Below are 22,456 nucleotides of genomic sequence, written 5' to 3'. Positions count from 1 at the left end.
GGACAATGGAGGCTCTGTCAGGGCGGGTTGCATGAGGGGACGCATGTCGGAGGCGGAGCGGGCGGGGACATCCCGTCAGGACAAGAGCGAACGTCTCCTCGCCGGGCGGTACCGGTTGGGAGCAGTGCTCGGCCGCGGAGGCATGGGCACGGTGTGGCGTGCCGAGGACGAAACTCTGGGCCGGACGGTCGCCGTCAAGGAGTTGCGGTTCCCGACCAGCATCGACGAGGACGAGAAGCGGCGGCTGATCACGCGGACGTTGCGCGAGGCCAAGGCCATCGCGCGGATCCGCAACACCAGCGCGGTGACGGTCTTCGACGTGGTCGAGGAGGACGACCGTCCGTGGATCGTCATGGAGTTGGTCGAGGGCAAGTCGCTCGCCGAGGCCATCCGCGAGGACGGCCTGCTCGAACCGAAGCGCGCCGCGGAGGTCGGGCTCGCGATACTCGACGTCCTGCGGTCCGCGCACCGCGAGGGCATCCTGCATCGCGACGTGAAGCCGTCGAACGTGCTGATCGCCGAGGACGGCCGGGTCGTGCTCACCGACTTCGGCATCGCGCAGGTCGAGGGCGACCCGTCGATCACCTCCACCGGCATGCTCGTCGGCGCGCCCTCCTACATCTCCCCGGAGCGGGCCCGCGGGCACAAGCCGGGTCCGGCGGCCGACCTGTGGTCGCTCGGCGGGTTGCTGTACGCGGCGGTCGAGGGCGCACCGCCGTACGACAAGGGTTCGGCGATCGCCACGCTCACCGCGGTGATGACCGAGCCGTTGGAGGAGCCGAAGAACGCCGGGCCGTTGAGGGACGTCATCTACGGCCTGCTGAACAAGGACCCCGCCCAGCGTCTCGACGACGCGGGTGCCCGGGCGATGCTCAACGCGGTGATCCACGCGCCCGAGCCGAAGGCGGCCGAGCCGGAACCGCCGGCGGACGCGACCCGGGTCGTGCCGTTGCCCGCGCAGCCGGGGCCCGCGGAGTCCGGCGGCAAGAAGAGCGGTGGCGGTAGCGGGAGTTCGGCGGGGGCCGAGCGGTTGCGTGGGGCGTTGCGGTCCATGCGGAAGGCCGCGGGGGGTTCTGCGGCGGCCGGGGCGGCTACTTCGGCGGCTGCGGGTTCTGGTGCGGCTGCGGGATCGGCTACGGGTTCGGGTTCTGGGGCGGCTTCAACTCCCGTTACTGGTAAGTCGGGTGGCTCGGGTGCGGGCGCGGGTTCTGGTGCGTCGGCTGCTGGGACCGGTGCGCCTGGCCCTGTCGGTGCTTCGGGTAAGAGTGGCTCCGGTGCTGCTGGGGCCGCTGGCTCCGGTGGTGCGAAGAGCCCGGCTGCGAGTGGGAGTTCAGGGCCTGTTGCTGGCGGACCTCGTACGCCGGGGGTGCCTTCGGCTCGGGCGGGGGGCGCTTCTGGTTCGGCGGCCCGTTCCGGGACGTCGGCCGGTGCGGGAACTGCGGCCGGTGCCGGAACTGCGGCCGGTACGGGAACTGCGGCCAGTTCCGGAGCTGCGGCTGGCTCGGCGGCGAAGACCGGTGCGTCGGACTCGGGTACGCGTGACTCGGGTACGCGTGACCCGGGTACGCGTGATCTGGGTGTGCAGGCGTCGGGTCTGCGGGAGTCGGGATTGGGGGACTCCGGTACCCGGGGCCTGGGCGCGACGCACGAGGTGGGTGCGCGGGGGGCCAACTCGGGTTCGGGTGAGCGGAGTTCGGGGTGGCCCGTGATGACGCCGCCGGATCTGCCGCCGCGGCCGGTACCGAGGGCGCCGCTCACCGATGTGGTGCCGAAGCGGACGTTGGTGATCATCGCGCTCGTCATCGTGCTCGCGGTGATCGGCGTCGTGCTGGCGTTCACGCTCGGTGGCGACGGCGACGGCGACGGCTCGAAGGGGTCGAAGCACAACAGCGGTGCCAAGGCGGGCAGCGGTGTCAGTGCGAGCGCGAGTGCGAGTACCGAAACCAAGAAGGACGACGGCGACACCGGGAGCACGGGCGGTGCGCAGACCGACTCCACGGCGACGGCGGGCGCGGGGAGCAAGGCGAGTTCGGGCACGGGCGCGTCCGACGGGACCGGTGACGAGGCGAACGGTTCCTCGGACGGGGCCGCGGTCGCGAAGACGTACAAGGGGAGCCAGGGGTTCTCGATCGGGCTGCCCGCCGGGTGGTCGTACCAGTCGACCGACTCCGCGGGTGCCCGGTTCACCGGGCCCGACGGGCAGAAGCTGCTCGTCGCCTGGACCAGTACGCCGAAGGGCGATCCGGTGGCGGACTGGAAGAACCAGGAGCAGTACATGACGCGCTCCGGTTACACACGGATCCGAATAGAGAAGGTGGACTACCGGAGCTGGAACACGGCCGACTGGGAGTTCACCTATGACGACGGCGGGACGAAGTACCGCACGATCGACCGCGGGTTCGTCGTCGACAGTCATCTCGGATATGCGCTCATGTACACCGCGAAAGATGCCAATTGGGGCAGCCAGCTCCGCAAGGACACCTGGACGACCCTGACAAAGACGTTCGAACCGAAGTCGTGAGGCGGGTGGGTCCGGGTTTGGCGCGCCAGATCCGTCAACCCCTCTTTGCGGGTTGCCTCCGGCACGTATCGTGAGTGGTTGCGGACCGTACGCATCCAGGTATGTAGGCGGAACGGGGCGCAAGGCGAACGGATTTGACCAACCGGGCGGCCGGGGGAGGCAACGTGGACGACTATGCGGGTCGGGTGCTCGCCGACCGCTACCGCCTGCCGCTGCCGCCCTCCGACGAGTACGAACTCACCGAGACCCGGGCCTTCGACACCTACAGCGGGCAGGAAGTCCTGGTACGCCAGGTGCCGTTGCCGGAGGTCGTCGAGGCGGAGGTGCTCGGCGAGGACGGGTTGCCCGACGGGTTCACGGCGCGTGACCGCGGGGCGCGGCGGCCGGCCGCGGCGCGGACCGCCACGCGGCGGCCCACCGATCCGGCGGTACGGCGCGCGGTCGAGGCCGCGCAGGCCGCGGCGCGGATCCCCGACCATCCCCGGCTGGACCAGGTCTTCGACGTGTTCGCCGAGGGCGGTTCGCTGTGGATAGTGAGCGAACTGGTGTCCGCCCAGCCGTTGTCCGCGCTGCTCGTCGAGAAGCCGTTGTCGCCGTACCGGGCGGCCGAGGTCGCCTCCGACGTGCTGATGGCGCTGAGCGTGCTGCACGCGCACGGCTGGGTCCACCGGAACATCACCGCGCGCACGGTGCTCGTCTGCGACGACGGCCGCGTGATGCTGACCGGCCTCGCGGTCGGCGCGGCGGAGGAGGCACTGTGCGGCTACGACCCGGTGCCGGCCCAGGACGGCGAGGACGAAGCCGGGGCGCAAGGGCGGCACGGTGGCGGAGCGGGGCCGGGACCTGGCGGCGGGCCGGCGGTACCCGCGACGTTCAGGGCTCCGGGTGGCTCTGTGCCGCGCGCAGGTTCCACGGCTCCGGGCGGCTCCATGTCTCCCGCGGGCTCGACGACTCCGGCCGGTTCCATGGCTCCCGGCGGCTCTACGGTTCCTGCGGTCCCCGGTAACTCCCGTGGCAGCGGCGCCGGTGGTGGCGGGGCGATCGGCTTCGGGGGTGCGGGTGGTGGAACGGGCACCGGTGCCGCCGTCGTAGGCCCCGGTGGTGTGGACCCCGAGGCCGCTCGGCGGGCCGCGATCGAGGCGCGGGCCGCCGGAGGGCTGCCCGGAGTCGGTGTGGAGGGCGGTGGCGGGAGCGGGTCCTCCGCCGCGTTGGCCCGCAGGGAAGCGGACGTCGGCGGCGGTGACGCCCGGGCCGCGCGGGCCGGAGCGATCGCCGCGTACCGCGCGGGCGCGCGAGCCGCGGCCCGGGTCCAGGAGACCCAGCAGCCGGGACGCCCCGAACTGCCCGGTGCCCGGCCCCCAGTTGAGGGCGAGCGCGGTGCAGCCCAGGCCAACGGTTCGGCCCAACTGCCGTACACCGGCGGCAACGGCGTGGAGCAGCACACGACCGGCACCACGCCCCCGGGCCAGATAGCCGACCCCTACGGCGTCCGCAACACGGCCTGGCACGGCGCCGCACCACGCCCCGGCGCCGGTGGCACGCTCCCGGCCGTACAGGGCGACCGCCCGTTCCCTCCGCAAGAGGGCGCCGCCGCCGGTACACCGTCCCCAGGCGGAACAGGTACGTTCCCCGGCGCGGACGCCCCGACCCAGGGCGGAGAGCCCCGCGCCTACGGCGCGGACACCTCGGCCCACGGCCGCGACGCTCTTTCCCACGGCGAGGACGCGTCGGCCTATGGTGCGGAGGCCCCGGCCTATGGCGGCGACGCTCTTTCCCACGGCGAGGACGCGTCGGCCTATGGTGCGGAGGGCCCGGCCTATGGCGGCGACGCTCGTCCGCACGGTGCGGACACCTCGGCCCACGGCCGCGATGCTCGTCTCCACGGCGAGGACGCGTCAGCCTACGGTGCGGAGGTCCCGGCCTATGGCGGCGACGCCCCTTCCTATGGCGCGATTGCCCCGGCCTACGGTGCGGAATCCTCGGTCTACGGCGGAGAAGCCCGCCCCTACGGCGCGGGCGCCCCGACCCACGGCGCCGACACCCGACCCCATGGCGCGGACACCTCGGCCCACGGCGCCCTCACCCCCGCCTCCGGTCAGTCCGCCGTACCCCTTACCGGCAACCCCCGCCTCCCCGGCCTCGACGGCCCCGTTCCTCCCGGCACGGCCTCCACTCATGCCCCCGCCCCCAGTAACTCCCCTCAACCCCCCGCCCGTTGGGACGAACTGGCCGCCGCCGGGGCCCCCGTTCGCCGTGGTCCCGCCACCGCGTTGGCCGCCGAGCGGGCGCGGCAGGTTCGGATGACGGTCGTGGGGCCGGTCACCGAGCGGTGGGCGCCGGAGCAGGCCGTGCCGGTGCATGAGAACTGGCAGTTGGCCGCGCCGATCGGGCCCGCGACCGACCTGTGGGCGCTGGGCGCGCTGCTCTTCCGGGCCGTACAGGGGCATGCGCCCTATCCGGAGGAGGCGACCGCCGAGCTGGTGCAGCTGGTGTGTGCGGAGCCGCCCGCCTTCGCGGAGGAGTGCGGGCCGCTCAGGCCGGTCGTGGAGTCGTTGCTGCGGCAGGACCCGACCGAGCGGCTCGACTTCGAGGAACTGCGGGGCTGGCTGCGGTCGTTGGTGCGTTCGGCGCCCGAGCCCGAGGCCGGTACCCATGTCGTCGCCACCCCGCCGACCGACCCGCGGCGGCTGCCGATCGTGCGGCGGCGCGGCGAGTTGGTGCGCAGGCGGCGGGCCGGGCTGCCCGCGACCAGTCCGCACGGCCGGCACAAGCGGGCCAAGGAGGAGGTGAACGGGTCGCCGCGACGGTTGGGGCGGACCCTGTTGATCCTCATCTTCCTGCTGCTGGCCGGCGCCGTCGCGTACGCCATGCTCTTCCTGCCCAAGTCCGGGGAGAACACCGGGGCCGGGGAAGGGGACAGGACCGGGGCCGCCGGAGAAGTCAGTCCAGCGCCCACTCAGTCGTCGGCCGGGGCCAGTAGTCAGCCGCAGCCCGATCAGACTTCGCCCAGTACTCACAACACCCCGTCCAAGTCCGCCAGTTCGACCCAGACGCAGACCGACCCGAACGTCGCCGACGGGTTCGTGCTGCGCAAGGACACCGCCGGGTTCCAGGTCGCCGTCGCCAAGGGCTGGACCCGTACGCCGAAGAACGGGAGCGGCCAAATCATCTACTCCCACGGCGACTTCGAGCTGATCGTCGTAGCGGGGCGGGACAGTGCCGCGACGGACGGCAGCGATCCGATGGTCTATCAGCGGGACAAGGAAGCCGAGTTGGCGCCCTACCGCGCGTCCAGTTGGGCCACGGCGACCGGGCTGCGGACCATCACGGTGGGCGGACGGACCATGGCCGAGGGGCAGTTCACCTGGACGGACAGTCAGGGGGGCGCCCTGTTCGTGCGCAACATGGCGTTCCTCATCAACGGCCGGTACCACATCGTGCAGATACGCGGCCCGGAGGCTCAACGCGACGAGGTGACACGGCTGTACGAGCAGGCGTCCTCGACCTACCAGTACACCGGGTGACCCGCGGAGGCGGCGCGCCGAGGCCCGATGGTTCCCGTTCGGGCGCAGAAGCGACAACCGTCACAGTGCGGTCTCCTTGGTACCCCGCTGGTTCCCTGTCAGAGGGCCGGTCCTTACGCTGAGCCTGTCAAGAGCATTGCGGGGAAACGTGAATCAGATGCAGGGCCTGCTCCTCGCGGGGCGCTATCGGCTGGCCGAATCGATCGGCAGCGGCGGTATGGGCCGGGTGTGGCGGGCGCACGACGAGGTGTTGCACCGGGCCGTCGCCATCAAGGAGTTGACGGCCGCGCTCTATGTGTCCGAGAGCGACCAGCCGAGACTGCTGGCGCGCACCCGCGCCGAGGCGCGCGCCGCCGCGCGGATCAACCACTCCGCCGTCGTCACCGTGCACGACGTACTCGAACACGACGGCCGCCCATGGATCGTCATGGAGCTGGTCGAGGGCAACTCCCTTGCCGACGAGGTCAAGGAGCGGGGCCGGATCGAGCCGGCCGAGGCCGCGCGCATCGGTGTGTGGGTGCTGCGCGCCCTGCGCGCCGCGCACGCCGCCGGCGTGCTGCACCGTGACGTCAAGCCCGGCAACGTGCTGCTCGGGCAGGACGGGCGGGTGCTGCTCACCGACTTCGGCATCGCGCAGATCGAGGGCGACTCGACCATCACGCGTACGGGAGAGGTCGTGGGCTCCGTCGACTACCTCGCCCCCGAGCGCGTCCGCGGCGCCGACCCGGGACCGTCCTCCGACCTGTGGGCGCTGGGCGCCACGCTCTACACGGCAGTTGAGGGCCGCTCGCCCTTCCGTCGCACCTCGCCGCTGTCCACCATGCAGGCCGTGGTCGAGGAGGACGCTGGCGAACTGCGGTACGCCGGTGCGCTCGGGCCCGTCATCGTCGCGCTGCTGAACAAGGACCCCGCGCTGCGGCCCGACGCGGACCAGGCCGAGCAGATGCTCGCGGAGGCGGCCGAGGGGCGCCGCCCGCGGGCGGCGGAGGAATGGCTGCCGACGCAGCAAGTGGGCTCGCGGCAGGGTGGGTTCGCGGAGGGCTTCGGTTCGGGTTCGGGTGCGAATCCGTACCCGTCGGCGACCGGGGGTGCGAATCCGTATCCGTCGGCGACCGGAGGTGCGACGCCGTACCCGTCGGCGACCGGGCCGACCCACCACACACCGCTCGTCGCCAGTACGGCCGTCCCGCCCGCCGCCCCTCCGAAGCGGCGCCGGCTCCGCTCGGTCGCCCTGGTCGTCGTCGTCGCCGCGCTCGTCGGCGGCGGTACGGCGCTGGGGCTGCAGAAGTGGAACCAGGACCGGGACCAGGGCGGCAGCCCGTCCGCGTCCGCCTCAACGTCCGCGTCGCAGAGTCCCACGGGGGCCGACGCGTCGCCGTCCTCGCAGCCGAACTCGCTTCCCGCCAACTGGACGACCTACACCGACCCCTTGGGCTTCGCCATATCGCTCCCCAAGGGCTGGGTACGGAAGGTGTACGTCTCTGACAGCGAGAGCGGTAAGACCAGTGACATCCAGCAGGTCGACTACACGCCCGACAACGGCGAGCACTTCGTCCGCATCGCCATCGACCCCTCACCTGACTTCCCGACCGGGAACGCCCACCAGCTGGACCTGGAAGTGCAGCTCCAACGGCTGGTCGACTACAACCGGGTGACCCTGGAGGCGAACACCTACCGCGACCGTCCGGGCTCCCTGTGGGACTACACCTGGACCGCGCAGGCGAAGGACACGCCCTACCCGGGGCCGCGGCGCGCCATCGAGGAGACGTACATGTCCCGTGACGGGATCGAGTACGCGATCTACATGTCCACGCCGGCCGCGGACTGGGCGACGACGAGCACACAGTTCAAGTCGGTCCTGCAGAGCTGGAGTCCCAACTCGGGCTGACGGCTTCCGGTTGCGTCATGATGGTGCGCATGGGGACCGAGGGGGACAACGCCCGGGTGATCGCCGGGCGTTACCGACTGGAGAAGCGGCTCGGGCGCGGTGGCATGGGCGTCGTGTGGCGCGCGACCGACCAACTGCTGGGCCGGCAGGTCGCGGTGAAGGAGATCGCCCAGGACGACTCCCTCTCCGAGGAGGAGGCCCGCCAGTACCGCGACCGCACCCTGCGTGAGGCACGGGCGGTCGCGCAGCTGCGGCACCCGCACATCATCGTCGTGCACGACGTCGTCGAGCAGGACGAACGGCCGTACATTGTCATGGAGTTGATCGACGGCGGTTCGCTCGCCGAGCGGATCTCCACCCGCGGTCCGGTCGACGCCGCCGAGGCCGCGCGGATCGGCATCGCCCTTCTCGGCGCGCTGCGCACGGCGCACGCGGCGGGCGTCCTGCACCGGGACGTCAAACCGGCGAACGTCCTGCTGCAGACAGCCACCGACGAGGCCGACTCCGAGCGGGTCGTGCTGACCGACTTCGGTATCGCGCAGGTCGCGGGTGCTACGACCCTCACTGAGAGCGGCGCGTTCGTCGGCTCGCCCGAGTACACCGCGCCGGAGCGGATGTCCGGCGCGCGGACCGGTCCCGCGTCCGACCTGTGGTCGTTGGGCGCGCTGCTGTGCACGGTGCTGAGCGGTGAATCGCCGTTCCGGCGCGACTCGTTGGGCGGCATCCTGCACGCGGTCGTCGTCGACGAGATCCGCCCGCCCGAACAGGCCCGGCCGCTGCTGCCCGTCGTACGAGGACTGCTCGAACGCGATCCGGAACGGCGGCTGGAGGCGGCCGAGGCGGAACGGATGCTGCGGGCCTTCCTGGACACCGGACGGACGCCGAAGGCGACATCCGGCCATACGGGTCACCAGGTGCCCGGGTACACACCGACCCAACGAGACGTTCCGCGACGGGAGTTGGTGCCGCCGCCGGCTCCCGTACCCTCACCGCCCTCCTCCGCTACGGCCGAGCAGTCCCCTCGGCGTTCCACACGAGGTGTGCTTATGGCCGCGTTGCTGGTCGCGGCGATGGCGGGGGCCGGGGTGTCGGCGGCGGCGCTGTTGATGCGGGGGGACGACGGGGACGGGGGTGCCGGAGGTGCCCTGCCGGTGAGTTCGGCGCCGTTGACCTCCACGAGTGCCGGTACGCCGTCACCGTCGCCCACACCGTCGGCGCCCGCCAAGACGTCCACCACACCCAACACGCCCACCGCGCCCTCCGGTTACCGTGTCGCCCACGACCCCGACGGCTTCTCCCTCGCCGTACCGGAGGACTTCGTGCGCGTGCCGCAGGGCGAGCGCATCTTCTACATGTCGCCGGGGGAGACCTTCCGCCTCGGCATCAAGATGTCCGACCCCGAACAGGGCGGCCCGCTCGCGGTGATGAGGAGTGCGGCGGCCAACGGGGCGGACACGAACCCGGGTTACCACGACGGCAAGGTCAACGACACCACGCACTACGGACACCCCGCCGCGCTCTGGGAGTTCAGCTGGAACGGCTTCAGCACGGCGGAGGGACCCCGGCACACGTACGACATGTGCTGGGAGGAGGGCGGCCGGATGTACGACGTGTGGGTGTCGGCGCCGGTCGGGAAGGTGCGGGAGGCGAAGGAGTACTTCGACGTCGCGCTGGACACCTTCGCCCGCACCTGAAGCCGTACGCGCATAAACGGGAGATAAGCCGCAACCTCGGTCACGGGTCTGTGACCGGAAAGCACCAGAGGTGGATACGGCGGCGGTTGGCGCGATATGGATGGACGCATGAGCAGCAACGGGGGAGCCCGACACGGAGCCGACGAGCCGACGAGTTTCGCTCTGCAACCGCCGAACCCGCGCATGGCCGTGCCGGCGCAGGTGCCGCACCCGAACAACCCGTACGCGACGCCCGGTTCGGCGCCCGCCCCGGCGCCCGACTCACCGCCGGACCCCGGCACCGGACGCCTCATAGCCGGGCGGTACCGGCTGCTCGGCAAACTCGGGCACGGCGGTATGGGCACGGTGTGGCGGGCCAAGGACGAGACGGTGGACCGCGAGGTCGCCGTGAAGGAACCGCGCGTTCCGGACCACCTTCCCGAACGCGAACGGGCCAACGCCTTCGAGCGGATGCGCCGCGAGGCACGTGCGGCGGCACGGCTCGACCACCCGGCCGTCGTGAACGTGCACGACGTGGCCGTGGTCGACGGTCAGCCGTGGATCGTGATGGAGCTGGTGACCGGCCGCTCGCTGGGCGACGCGTTGCAGGAGGGCACCCTCGACGCGCGCGACGCGGCCCGCATCGGCCTCCAGGTGCTCGGCGCCCTCGAAGCCGCACACGCGGCGGGCGTCCTGCACCGTGATGTGAAGCCGGACAACGTGCTGTTGGGCCGCTACGACCGGGTCGTCCTGACCGACTTCGGCATCGCGCAGATCGAGGGCGAGACGAACCTGACCGACACCGGCGGCTTCGTCGGCTCGCCCGAATACATCGCGCCGGAACGGGTGTTGGGCCAGCGCCCCGGCCCCGCCTCCGATCTGTGGTCCCTCGGCGTGGTCCTGTACGCGGCGACGGAGGGCGTCTCCCCGTTCCGCCGCAGCAACACCCCCGCCACTCTCCAGTCGGTCCTCAACGCCGCGCCCGCTCCGCCGACTTTGGCCCCGGGCCCGCTCGCCGACCTCATCACCGCCCTCCTCGCCAAGGACGCGGCGAGCCGCCCGAACGCGGCCCAGGTACGCGCCGTACTGGAATCGGTGGCCAGCCCGCCGGCGCCGGTGCCCACGCAGGAGGTGCGGTACGTCGAACGCCCCGGAGCCGGAAGAGGATTCCGCCCGGGCCGCAAGACGTGGTCCGGGCTCGGTGCGGTGGTCGTCGCGGCGGCGGTGGCGGCGTATCTGCTGATCGGGAACCCGTTCGCCGGATCGCAGACGCTCCCGCACGGCTGGCGGAAACACCACGTGCAGGACGTCGCGGCGACGCTCGCGGTCCCCGCCAAGTACCAGCCCGGCCTGCCCGACCGCCGGACGGACAAGGGCCACTGGATCACGTACACCGACCTGAGCGGGAGCATCTCGGTCGGCCTGGCCCTCGTCAAGAAGTCCGAGGACACCCTCGGCGAGATCAAGGACTCGGCCGCGGCCCAAATGTACGACGACAACGGCGAGTTCAAGCAGAGCGGCAGCAGCAGCCTCGACATGCCGGAGAACCCGGGGACGGACACGAAGCCCACCGGCACCTACCGGGGCAAGCCCGCCGCCATGAACACGGTCATCTACGACACCGACGACAGCCAGGACTCCCGCCCCCGCGAGGTGCAGATCTTCTACTACAAGACCACCTCCGGCGACATGTACCGCCTCACGATCGGCTACCCGGGCAAGGGCGACTTCACGGCTCGCGGCCGCGAGGTGGCGAAGGCGGCGATCGCGAACCTGGACGTCGACACGCTGTGAGCGGCGGTACGGACGCCGACCTCGCGGTCCTGAGCGTGCGCGCGCTCGGCGACCGCGGTCTGCCGGGCGATGTGGTCGATGTGTACGCGGCCCGCCGCCACTACTCCGCCATCGAACTGGAGCAGTTGGGCCTCCGGGACGACGGCACGGACTTCGACCTCTTCGGGCTGCGGGACCGGCTGGAGAGCGTCGTCTGGGTGAGCGACGAGGAGTTCGCGGCGCACGGACTCGGCGCGGAGGAGATCGCGGACCTGCGGCAGTGGGCTCTGGAGTGGGAGTCCGACCTGGGGCTGCGGCTCGCGGAGGAGTACGACGACGATCCCGATCCGGATCCCGTTCCCGAGGGCGAATGACTACGAACTGCTCGCCGATACCCGGTACTTCCCCGGCGTCACCCCGAACTCCCGGCTGAACGCGTGCGACAGGGCATACGGGCTGCCGTACCCCGCCTCGCGCGCCACCGCCGCCAGCGAGGCGTCCGTGTCGCGCAGCCGCGTTGCCGCCAACGTCAGCCGCCACCACGTCAGATACGCCATCGGCGCCCGCCCCACCAGCGCGGTGAACCGGCGGGCCAGCGTCGCCCGGGACACGCCCGCCGCGGCGGCCAGCCGGTCGTTGGTCCAGGGGGCGGCCGGGTCCGAGTGCAAGGCCCGTAGCGCGGCCGTGGTCACCGGATCGCTCAGCACCGACGGCCAACTGCCCGTCTCCGCCTCGGACATCCACGCCCGCACCATGTAGATCAGCAGCAGATCGAGCAGACTCGGCAACGCCAGGCAGGCGCCCGGCCGCCGTTCGTCCAACTCGTTCGCCAACAGGTCCACGGCCGACCGCAGTTCGGGATGGCGGCCGACCCGGTTCGGCAGATGGACCACCTCCGGCAGCTCCGCCATCAGCGGATGCGTCCGGCTCCGGTCGAGCCGGTACTTCCCGCACAGCAACTCGACCTCACGCCCGTCTGCGCCCCCTGCCGGCCGCCGCATCTCCTCGAACGGCACCGCACGCGTCGTGTCCCCGGGCGAGTCCGCCAGCACGTGCCCCGCTCCATGCGGAAGCAGTACGACGTCCCCCGCGCCCAGCGTCACCGGCTCACCGCCCGTGTCGGGCACCAGCCAGCAGTGGCCCGCCAGCACGACGTGGAACCCGGCGCCCTCGTACGGCGCGAGCCGTGTGCACCAACTGCCGCCCACACGAAGGCGGTTGGAGGAGGGCCGCCCGGTCCGTACGGCGGAGATCGCGTCGCTCACCACATCCATGCGGCTACGTTACGCCAGGGGTAGCCGCAGTGAGCCGTCCACGCATCCAAGTGAGACATTCGAGCATTGAGGCGCTCACACCACCCACCCTAAGCTCGTTTCCATGACCGAGGACAACGCGCAGACCCAGATGAACAAGGCACAGTCGAACAAGGCGCAGACCCTGATGATCGGTGACGTCGAAGTCGTCCGAGTCGTCGAGTGGGCGCGGCCCTACGCCCCCGCCCGTACCCTCGTCCCGGACCTGCCGCCCGAGGTGTGGCAGGACCACCGTGAGACGCTCGCCCCCGACCACTGGGACCCCGAGACCGACCGCGCGGTGGTGGCGCTCCAGACGTGGGTGGTGCGCAGCGCCGGACGGACCGTGCTCGTGGACACCGGGGTCGGCAACGGGCGGGAGCGGCCCGGCAATCCGCTGTTCCACATGAGTCAGGGCGACCTCCCGGGGCGACTGGCACGGGCCGGCGTACTGCCGGAGGAGGTCGACGTCGTCGTCAACACGCACATCCACGGCGACCATGTCGGCTGGAACACCCATGACGTGGACGGGAGTTGGGTGCCGATGTTCCCCAACGCGCGGTATCTCCTCCCGGCCGCCGACGACTTCCACTTCGGGCCCGAGAACAACTACGGCGGTGCGGTACGGCCCGACGACCGCCTGACCTACGAGGACAGCGTCGCGCCCGTGCACCGCGCCGGGTTGGCGACCCTGTGGGACGGCACGTACCGCGTCGACGAGCACCTGACGTTGGAGTCCGCGCCCGGGCACACCCCGGGTTCGTCCGTCCTGAGGGTCGCCTCCCGCGGTGAACGGGCCGTGTTCGTCGGGGACTTGCTGCACAGCCCCGTCCAGATTCCGCACCCCGAGTGCAGCAGCTGCTTCTGCCTCGATCCCCGGCAGGCCGCGATGAGCCGACGGCGCGTGCTCGAACGGGCCGCCGACGAAAGGGAGTTGGTGATTCCGGCACACTTCGGCGGTACCGGTGTCGCCGAGGTGCGGCGGGAGGGCGACACGCTCGTGCTCGGGAAGTAGGACGCGCGTCGACAAGGCCGTATCCGGCACGGTACTGATGGGGCATGAGCGAAGTCGGCGAACAGGTGCGCGACGGACGTCTGGTCGGCAGTCGCTACCGGCTGCTCGAACGGATCGGCTCCGGCGGCATGGGCACCGTATGGCGGGCCTTCGACGAACTCGTGGACCGCGAAGTCGCCGTGAAACAGCCGCGGTTGCCCGGCGACCCGGAGGACGAGGAGTTCCAGCGCGCCGCGCACCGGCTCTACCGCGAGGCCCGGGCCGCCGCCCGGGTCGACCATCCCTCCGCCGTCGCCATCCACGATGTCGTCATCGAGGACGAACTCCCGTGGATCGTCATGGAGTTGGTGCGCGGCGAGTCCCTGCACGAACTGCTCAGGCGCGGCCCCCTCGCCCCCGCCGAGGCCGCGCGCATCGGCCGCGCCGTCCTCGGCGCCCTGCGCGCCGCCCACGCCGTGGGGATCGTGCACCGGGACGTCAAACCGGCCAACGTGCTGCTCGGCCCACACGACCGTGTCGTCCTCACCGACTTCGGCATCGCACACATCCAGGGCGAGGAATCCCTCACCGCCAGCGGGGAGTTCGTAGGCTCACTCGAATTCATCGCCCCCGAGCGCATGTCGGGCACGGGCGCGGGACCGGCCTCCGACCTCTGGTCCCTGGGCGTCCTTCTCTACGCGGCCGTCGAAGGGGCGTCCCCTTTCCGTCGTACGACCGTGGAGTCCACCCTCGGCGCGATCCTCGCCGGTGAACCACCCGAGCCGACCCGGGCGGGGCCTCTCGGGCCGCTGATCCTGCGGCTGTTGGAGCGGGAACCGGAGGCGCGGCCGGGGGCGGAGGAGGTCGGTGCGGTACTGGACGCGGTGGCCGAGGAGAGGGACGTACCGGAGCCGACGACCACCCTCCAGGACGCGCCGCCCGACGAGGAGCCCGAGGCTGCCGCCACCGTCTCCGACGCCGCACCACAGCCCGAACCCCAACCCGAACCAAAGCTCCAGCCCGAACCCGAACCCGAACCCGAACCCAATCCCCAACCCAAGCCCCGCCTCCTGCGCCCCCGCCGCGCCCTTCTCCTCTCGCTCGGCGTACTTCTCCTGGCCGGCCTGGTCTTCGGCACCGTCGTGGACACCCTCCTGGACACGGCCGACACCACCGACCGCCCGTGGACCGCTCACCGGGAGAAGGGCCTGTCCGCCGTACTCTCCCTCCCACCCCAGTACAAGCGTCTCGACGCGCAGGCGGAATCCGCGCCGACGGGATCCGGCAGCCGCACCGTCACCTACGCCACCGCCTCCACGGGCAACACCGGCACCCTCCGCGTGAGCCTCACCGAACGGGACGGGGCCACCGCCTCCCCCCTCACCGAGGCGCACGCCCTCGCGCAGGGCACGTCGAACCCGCAGTACACCCGCACCAGCTTCCGCGGAAACAAGGACGCGGTCCTCGCCGACACCGTCTACGACGACTCCGGCATCCCCACCCGCGTCATGGCCCTGGTCATCCGCACCGCGGACGGCCGTATGTACGAGCTGCGCGTGGACATGCCCAAGGGCACCCCGGACGAGAAGAAGGGCACCGCGCTCTTCAAGGGCGCCCGTGACCGGCTGGCCCTCACGGAAAAGTGATCCGGTGACGATCCGGCACCGACCCGGCGGTGATCATCCCCGCACAACGCCCTGATCAGCGCGTTCGTTGCCAGTGATCGCTGGCGCCGTGTGAGCACTCGGTGAATCCCGATTACCGACGGGTACCCAAACCCTCCGCTCCGGCATACCCTGCGGCACATGACGGACTCGCAGGCCCCGGAAAAGACCGGTACGGAAACGACGACCGGCACGAACCCCCTCGCGCCGGCCCCCACAGGCGCCCGTACCGCCGCCGATGTGGTCACCCCGGAACTGGTCGCCCAGCTCACGAAGGGTGTGGTCGGCTCCGGCCGGACCGCCAACCACTCGCCGTTCACCGGTGAGAAGCTGGCGGATCTGCCCGAGTCCACACCCGAGGACGTGGCGAAGGCCTTCGACGCGGCCCGCGCCGCGCAGGCGCTGTGGGCACAGACGCCGGTACGGCAGCGCGCGGCCGTCCTGCTCCGCTTCCACGACCTGGTGCTCGCCCGGCAGGCCGAGGTCCTCGACCTGATCCAGCTGGAGACCGGCAAGGCGCGGCTGCACGCGCACGAGGAGGTGCAGGCCGTCGCCGTCGCGGCCCGCCACTACGGCCGCAAGGCCCCGGCCTACCTCAAGCCGAAGCGGCACACCGGCGCCGTCCCGACCCTCACCAAGGTCACCGAACTGCGCCACCCCCGCGGGGTAGTTGGCCAGATCGCCCCCTGGAACTACCCGTTCGAGCTCTCCGTCGGCGACGCGCTCCCGGCCTTCGCGGCGGGCAACGCGGTCGTGATGAAGCCGGACACGGAGACCTGCCTGACCGCCCTGTGGGCCCGTGACCTCCTCATCGAGGCGGGTCTGCCGGCCGAGGTGTTCCAGGTCGTCCTCGGCGAGGGCCCGGTCGTCGGCCCCGAGGTCGTCAAGCACGCCGACTACGTCTCCTTCACCGGCTCCACCCGCACCGGCCGCGAGGTCGCGCAGAGCGCCGCCGCCCGCCTGATCGGCGTCTCCCTCGAACTCGGCGGCAAGAACGCCATGGTGGTCCTGGAGGACGCCGACATCGAGAAGGCGGCGGCGGGCGCGGTCCGCGCCTGCTTCTCCTCCGCCGGTCAACTCTGCGTCTCCATCGAGCGGTTGTACGTCCACGAGTCGATCGCCGACACCTTCCTGGAGCGCTTCGCCGCCCGCACCAAGGCGATGCGCCTCGGCACGTCCCTCGCGTACGGCGCGGACATGGGATCGCTGGCGGGGGAGCGGCAGTTGGAGTCGGTCACCCGGCACGTGGACGAGGCGGTCGCCAAGGGCGCCAAGCTCGTGGCGGGTGGTATCGCCCGCCCGGACATCGGCCCGTACTTCTTCGAGCCCACCATCCTCGACGGCGTCGAGGCACCCATGTCCGTCTGCGCCGAGGAGACCTTCGGCCCGGTCGTCTCCGTCTACCGCTTCACGACGGAGGACGAGGTGGTGGAGGAGGCCAACTCCACCCCGTACGGCCTCAATTCCTCGGTCTGGACGAAGGACGGCCGCCGCGGCCGCGCGATCGCCGCCCGCCTCCGCACCGGCACGGTCAACGTCAACGAGGGCTACGCCTCCGCCTACGGCAGCGTCCAGTCCCCGATGGGCGGCATGAAGGACTCCGGCCTCGGCCGCCGCCACGGCTCCGAGGGCATCCTCAAGTACACCGAGGCCCAAACGATCGCCCAGCAGCGGTTGTTGCCGATGGCTCCGTCACTGGGGATGGACGATGAGGGCTACGCGCAGTTCATGAGCAGGAGCCTCCGCGCGATGAAGGCATTCCGGCTCAGGTAGTCACCCCAGGGGCGCGGGGCTGTATCGATATGCGGCTTCGCCGCGTGAGCCCGACCAGCCACACACGACCCGCAGCGAATCTCAATGAGGAGAACACGTTGTCGCAAGATGCCTACGACTATGACGTCCTCGTCGTCGGTTCCGGCTTCGGCGGTTCAGTAACCGCCCTCCGCCTGACCGAAAAGGGCTACAGCGTCGGCGTGTTGGAAGCCGGCCGCCGCTTCACCCCCTCCACGCTCCCCAAGAACTCCTGGGACCTCAAGAACTACCTCTGGGCCCCCAAGCTCAACCTGTACGGCATCCAGCGCATCCACCTGCTGGGCAACGTCATGGTCCTCGCCGGCGCGGGCGTCGGCGGCGGCTCCCTGAACTACGCCAACACCCTGTACGTCCCGCCGAAGCCGTTCTTCGAGGACCCCCAGTGGCGCGAAATAACGGACTGGCAGGAGGAGTTGGGCCCGTACTACGACCAGGCCCGCCGCATGCTCGGCGTACGGCTCAACCCGACGATGACCCCGTCCGACGTCCATCTGAAGGCGGCGGCGCAGCGGATGGGCGTGGGCGACACCTTCCACATGGCCCCCGTCGGCGTCTTCTTCGGCGACGGCGAGGACGCCGAGGGAACCGCGAAGGCGAAGCCCGGCGAGCAGGTGGCCGACCCGTACTTCGGCGGCGCGGGCCCGGACCGCAAGGCGTGCACCGAGTGCGGCGAGTGCATGACGGGCTGTCGGCACGGTGCGAAGAACACCCTCAACGAGAACTACCTCTACCTCGCCGAGAAGGCGGGCGCGGTGGTCCACCCGATGACGACGGTCGTGTCGGTCACCGACGACTCGCAGGGCGGCTACGCGATAGCCACTCTGCCGACGGACGCGCGCCGCACGTCGGAAGGCCGTACCTTCAAGGCCCGCCGCGTCGTCCTCGCCGCCGGCACCTACGGCACCCAGACCCTGCTGCACCGCATGAAGACGGGCGGGCAACTGCCGTACCTCTCCGAGAAGTTGGGCGAGCTGACCCGCACCAACTCCGAGGCGCTGGTCGGCGCGCAGACGAACAACCGCCGCTACCGCAAAGCGACCGGCGCCCCGCAGGTCGACTTCACACGCGGAGTCGCCATCACGTCCTCGATCCACCCCGACGAGAACACCCACATCGAACCGGTCCGCTACGGCAAGGGGTCCAACTCGATGGGCGGCCTGTCGATCCTCCAAGTCCCGTACGCGGAGGGTTCGTCGAGGGCACTGGCCTGGCTGGCGAACGCGGCCAGGCACCCCGTCCTGGTCCTCCGTTCGCTCTCCAACCGCCGTTGGTCGGAGCGGACCATCATCGGCCTGGTGATGCAGTCGCTGGACAACTCCCTGACGACGTACCTGAAACCGGATGGCGTGGGGAAAGGGCTGCTGACGGCGCGTCAGGGGCACGGCGCCCCCAACCCCAAGCAGATCAGGGCGGCTTCGGAGGGCGCTGCGGCGATAGCCGCCGAGATCAACGGCTTCGCGGGCTCGAACGTCGGCGAACTGATGGGCACCCCGCTCACCGCGCACTTCCTCGGCGGCTGCCCCATCGGCGCCTCCCGCGAGACCGGCGTGATCGACCCGTACCACCGCCTCTACGGCCACGCCGGCATCTCGGTCGTCGACGGCTCGGCGGTCTCGGCGAACCTCGGCGTCAACCCGTCCCTCACCATCACCGCGCAGGCCGAGCGCGCGATGGCGTACTGGCCCAACAAGGGCGAGCCGGACCCGCGCCCGGAGCAGGGGCTGTCGTACGAACGCCTGAAGCCGGTGGAGCCGCGTCAACCGGCGGTCCCGGAGGACGCGTTCGGCGCGCTGAAGCTGCCGTTCCTGGGGATACCGACGGTGCCACCGAAGCCGTAGAAACCCACTCGGTACAAGAAGCCGTAGCAGCCACTCAGTACAAGCAGAAGGACCTGCGCCCCCCTCCGAGCGCAGGTCCTTCCTTGTGCGGCGAGCCGCGTGTTACGCGCTCGCCCCGCTCTTGCGCCGGCGCACCATGACCACCGCGGCGGCACCCGCGACGACCGCCGCGCCGCCCACGAGCCCGATCACCGGGAGCGCGGAACTGGAGCCGGTCGCGGCGAGGTTGCCGGTCGGGAGGTCGGAGACCGAGCCCTGCGGCTTCTTCACCGAGGTGTCCTTGTCACCGGTGCTCGGGGTGGCGGTGCCCGGGTCGGTGTTGCTGGAGCCGGCCTTCAGGACCTCGAAGTCGTACTGGGCCCAGCCCTCGGCGATGCAGTCCTGGCCCTTGACGTTGTCGAGGTAGGCGCCGGAACCGAAGGAGTAGGCGTCGCCGGCCGGGGCCTTCGCGCTGATGCTGACGCGCAGGTCGACGGTCTCGCTCTTCCCGGACTTCAGGGCGTTGACGTAGAAGAAGTAGTCGCCGGCCCACTCGTCGTTGCCGATGCGGTCCCAGGTGCCGGACTCGGGGTTCTTGAACTCCAGGTCCACGTACGGGCTCAGGAACTTCGACTGGTCGAGCTCGTAGTTCTCGACCTCGGCGTAGAAGGCGACGCCCTCGACCGTGGTCTTCGAGTCGTTGGTGACGGTCAGCTTGAAGCTGTGGAAGCCGTCGCCCGCGACGATCTTGCCCGGCAGGCCCTTGATGTCCGCGGACACCTTGGCGTCGGAGAAGTCCTTGTCCAGGTCCTCGCAGAACGGCACGTCCGGGTCGGTCGGCTCCTCGCTCGGCTCGGCCGAGGTGGAGGGCGTGGCCGACGTGGACGTGCTGGTGCTCGCCGAAGGGGTGGCCGAGTCGCTCGGCAGGGTGCTGCTGGACGGCGACGTGGAATCGGACGGCGTCGCGGAGGCCGTGTCCGACGGCGTCTCGGACGGCGCCTCGCTCACGCTCTCGGTCGGGCTCGCCGACGGCGACTCCTCCGCGAACGCGGCCGGCGCGGACAGCAGGGCGAGGGGAGCGATGACGGCCGTCGCGGCCGCCGCGGCCATGGCACGGCGAAGCTTCATGAAGTCCTCAAGAAGGCCGGTGTGCTGCGACAACGCAGCACGCTGGGCGGAGGGCTCCGCGTGTGGGGCGCGGGTGTGACCCTTGGTTACGCAGGTGAGACCCGGGAAACCTGTGAACGGTTGTACCCACTCTCACCGGATTCTTATGTGGGCTGTGTCACACCCAAGTTCTCCTTGTGAACAGGCTTTCGGACCGTCTAGAACTTGGGGACGTGTCTGACAAGCCTGCCGAGGAACCGCCCTCGACCCCGGAGATCCCCGACGATGTCTGGGAACAGTTCGCCCGCGACACGGAACACGAGATCCGCGTGTCCGCCCCGAAGGAACCGTCCGCCCGCGCCCGTGAGGTGACCGAGCGGCTGAAGAAGAAGGGCGCGGAGCCCGAGGGCTGGCGGACCGGTCCCGCCTGGCAGGAGATGAACGGGCGGGCCCGGCGCAAACGCCGTCTGTGGGCCGTCCTCGGCGTCCCGCTCGCCGCAGCCGTCGCCGTGGTCGCGATGAAACCGTCGCTCATCCCCGGCGACCCCTTCGGCGGCAAGGCGGAATCGGACTCCGCCGCGGCATCCCCGCTCGCGCCGGAGACGGCCGCACCGACCGCCGCGCCCTCCGCCGCTGACTCCGAAACCCCCACCCTGGACCGGCCGTTCGCCGGTTCACCCGCCCTGAACTGGGCGGACGGCGCGGCCGGCATCGTCCTGCCGAAGGCGAAGGCCGTGGGCGTGCACTCGAAGGACCGGGTCCAACTCGCCCTGAAGCAGGCCCAGAAGTTCCTCGTCGACGCCAACCTCGACCCGAAGACGGTCGCCGGCGCCCGCCCGACCGACGCGCTCGCGGTGCTGGACCCGGAACAGCCGGGGATGATCGAGGAGTTGAACACGTCCCTGCGCACCCCGGCCAAGGCCCACGACCCACTGATGATGTTCAGCCGCTTCGACCCCAAGGACGTACGGCTCGTCGGAGACGTCGTGAAGACCCGCGGCCGTATCACCTTCAAGAAGGGCGAGCACTCCGGCGTCGAGATCCACGCCGACTACACCTTCGTCTACCCGGTCGTCCGCACCGACGGCTCCACCGAGGTCACCCGCACCATCGTCCGCCGCGTGATCGACCTCGAAGTCCTCGACCCCGCCCGCTACCAGGTCACCCCCGGCCGGCTCAGCGTCGCCCTCTACAACGCGGACTTCGGCAACAGCGCCTGCGACGTCTACGACGGCTACTTCCACCCGGACTTCCCCTCGGCGGAGCCCACGGGAGCCGCGGCGTCCGGCCCGACGACGGACCCGTACGACCGCAGCAAGGACATCGGCGAGGGCGAGGCGTGCGGGACGGTGTCGCGCACGTGATGTCCACCTGGTGCCCACGGGTCGACTCAGTCGACTCGGTTGACCCGGTTGGCAGTTGACAGCTGACGGGCAAGCGAAGGGCCCCGCGGGACGGAGCCGCGGGGCCCTTCTCCGTCAGCACCGACGTCAGGGCAGCGCCGGTGCCTGGGAGCGGCGCCGGGGGGTTGCGCCGCTTGTCTCAAGTGCCCTGGGTCGGCGCCCCGGCGCACACGGCGCGCACGCTTGGTCTCGACCTTTGGCAGGGGGACTGTGCACTGCAATGCGGTTGTCTGCTTGGGGACTTGGGGCTCGGGGGAGCCTCAGGGCTTTCTACGCATCGTGCTGGATGGACGCGGCCTCCGCAACCGTTCGATCCGGCTTTGTGCATTTTTGCAGTTTCCGCCGGGCGGCCCCGGGCGTCCCCGGAGCCGACCGTTCTCTTGGGTGACCGGGCTGCTGTCCCCTGCCGTCCGGTCACGACCCTGGAGCGAGGTCCCACGACGCACGGCACGATCCGTACGTCTCATCGCCCCAGCCGAGCCACGCGTGGTTCTTTCGGGCCGCCCCTGGCTGGCGCGGACACCACCCCCAACGAAGCGGTTCGCGAGGCGGTCACGCGCCGTACGGGTGAGAGCGGGCCCGAACTCAGATACGACCCCGGGACAGTTCGAGCAGCGTCATGGCAAGGGAGGTACCGGGCTTGCCGAGCGCCGCACTGTAATGGCTGAGGATCTCGTTCTCCCGGGTAAGGCTCACCCGCCGCCCGCCGGAGGCGATCCGCGCCTCCTGGACGACGGCGGACACGGCGACCCGTTCCTGGATCAGCCCGATGATCCGGTCGTCCAGAGCGTCGATGCGCTCCCGGGCGTCGGCGATGGTCTGCTCGGGCGTAGTGGCGGTCATAAGGAGCTCCTCGTCGGGAACGGCCACCCCGGAGCGACAGGACCCGGAGAACGACAGGCGCCCCGGGCCTTGTCTGCACGTGGCACCGGGAAATTAGCTTATAAGTAACTAAATAATCTAGACCATTGCATCCGGCATGACAGTA

14 protein-coding genes are annotated in these 22,456 nt (G+C 71.0%); 11 read left to right on the top strand and 3 right to left on the bottom strand.

What is annotated here, in order from left to right:
• Positions 1-43: 43 nt before the first annotated feature.
• The 6 genes from ACFWP5_RS14585 to ACFWP5_RS14560 all read left to right on the top strand — a co-directional run bounded on the left by ACFWP5_RS14585 (position 44) and on the right by ACFWP5_RS14560 (position 11,753).
• Complete coding sequence (locus ACFWP5_RS14585; protein WP_384155131.1) at positions 44-2,521, top strand: serine/threonine-protein kinase; 2,478 nt, start codon at positions 44-46, stop codon at positions 2,519-2,521.
• Between the two features lie 164 nt (positions 2,522-2,685).
• Positions 2,686-6,045, top strand: a complete 3,360-nt coding sequence (locus ACFWP5_RS14580; protein WP_384155038.1) for a protein kinase — start codon at positions 2,686-2,688, stop codon at positions 6,043-6,045.
• A gap of 157 nt (positions 6,046-6,202) precedes the next feature.
• Positions 6,203-7,933, top strand: a complete 1,731-nt coding sequence (locus ACFWP5_RS14575; RefSeq protein ID WP_384155129.1) for a serine/threonine-protein kinase — start codon at positions 6,203-6,205, stop codon at positions 7,931-7,933.
• A 29-nt stretch (positions 7,934-7,962) separates the two neighbouring features.
• Positions 7,963-9,627, top strand: coding sequence for a serine/threonine-protein kinase (locus ACFWP5_RS14570; protein WP_384155036.1), 1,665 nt, complete (start codon positions 7,963-7,965; stop codon positions 9,625-9,627).
• 108 nt (positions 9,628-9,735) lie between these two features.
• A complete protein-coding gene (locus ACFWP5_RS14565; RefSeq protein WP_384155034.1) occupies positions 9,736-11,400 on the top strand; it encodes a serine/threonine-protein kinase in 1,665 nt (554 codons plus the stop codon).
• Entirely contained in the window at positions 11,397-11,753 is a 357-nt protein-coding gene (locus tag ACFWP5_RS14560) for a hypothetical protein (RefSeq protein ID WP_384155032.1), read from the top strand. The genes ACFWP5_RS14565 and ACFWP5_RS14560 overlap by 4 nt, the downstream gene beginning before the upstream one ends.
• Here ACFWP5_RS14560 and ACFWP5_RS14555 read toward each other — a convergent pair whose 3' ends face one another.
• Positions 11,754-12,653, bottom strand: coding sequence for an AraC family transcriptional regulator (locus ACFWP5_RS14555; protein WP_384155030.1), 900 nt, complete (start codon positions 12,651-12,653; stop codon positions 11,754-11,756). It lies immediately after the preceding gene.
• Between the two features lie 103 nt (positions 12,654-12,756).
• Here ACFWP5_RS14555 and ACFWP5_RS14550 point away from each other — a divergent pair, with 103 nt between their 5' ends.
• The 4 genes from ACFWP5_RS14550 to ACFWP5_RS14535 all read left to right on the top strand — a co-directional run bounded on the left by ACFWP5_RS14550 (position 12,757) and on the right by ACFWP5_RS14535 (position 18,979).
• Entirely contained in the window at positions 12,757-13,686 is a 930-nt protein-coding gene (locus ACFWP5_RS14550) for an MBL fold metallo-hydrolase (protein WP_384155028.1), read from the top strand.
• A 44-nt stretch (positions 13,687-13,730) separates the two neighbouring features.
• Positions 13,731-15,311, top strand: coding sequence for a serine/threonine-protein kinase (locus ACFWP5_RS14545; protein WP_384155026.1), 1,581 nt, complete (start codon positions 13,731-13,733; stop codon positions 15,309-15,311).
• Between the two features lie 159 nt (positions 15,312-15,470).
• Positions 15,471-17,102, top strand: a complete 1,632-nt coding sequence (locus tag ACFWP5_RS14540) for a succinic semialdehyde dehydrogenase (RefSeq protein ID WP_384155025.1) — start codon at positions 15,471-15,473, stop codon at positions 17,100-17,102.
• 98 nt (positions 17,103-17,200) lie between these two features.
• On the top strand, positions 17,201-18,979 hold the full coding sequence (locus ACFWP5_RS14535) for a GMC oxidoreductase (RefSeq protein WP_384155024.1): 1,779 nt from the start codon (positions 17,201-17,203) through the stop codon (positions 18,977-18,979).
• A gap of 102 nt (positions 18,980-19,081) precedes the next feature.
• Here the strand turns inward: ACFWP5_RS14535 and ACFWP5_RS14530 are convergent, their stop codons facing one another.
• Positions 19,082-20,119: a cell wall protein gene (locus ACFWP5_RS14530; RefSeq protein WP_384155023.1), complete on the bottom strand. Its 1,038-nt coding sequence runs from the start codon at positions 20,117-20,119 to the stop codon at positions 19,082-19,084.
• Positions 20,120-20,298: 179 nt separating this feature from the next.
• On the opposite strand from ACFWP5_RS14530, the gene ACFWP5_RS14525 reads away from it, so the two are divergent.
• On the top strand, positions 20,299-21,429 hold the full coding sequence (locus tag ACFWP5_RS14525; protein ID WP_384155021.1) for a hypothetical protein: 1,131 nt from the start codon (positions 20,299-20,301) through the stop codon (positions 21,427-21,429).
• 624 nt (positions 21,430-22,053) lie between these two features.
• Here ACFWP5_RS14525 and ACFWP5_RS14520 read toward each other — a convergent pair.
• Positions 22,054-22,311 (bottom strand): chorismate mutase, encoded by a 258-nt coding sequence (locus ACFWP5_RS14520; RefSeq protein WP_366489240.1) that lies wholly within the window; start codon positions 22,309-22,311, stop codon positions 22,054-22,056.
• Positions 22,312-22,456: the final 145 nt, after the last annotated feature.

The organism is Streptomyces sp. NPDC058469 (genome assembly GCF_042721125.1).
Lineage (GTDB): Bacteria > Actinomycetota > Actinomycetes > Streptomycetales > Streptomycetaceae > Streptomyces.
Note: the sequence above shows the minus strand (reverse complement) of the source record. Positions and strands in the feature narration are given on the sequence as shown.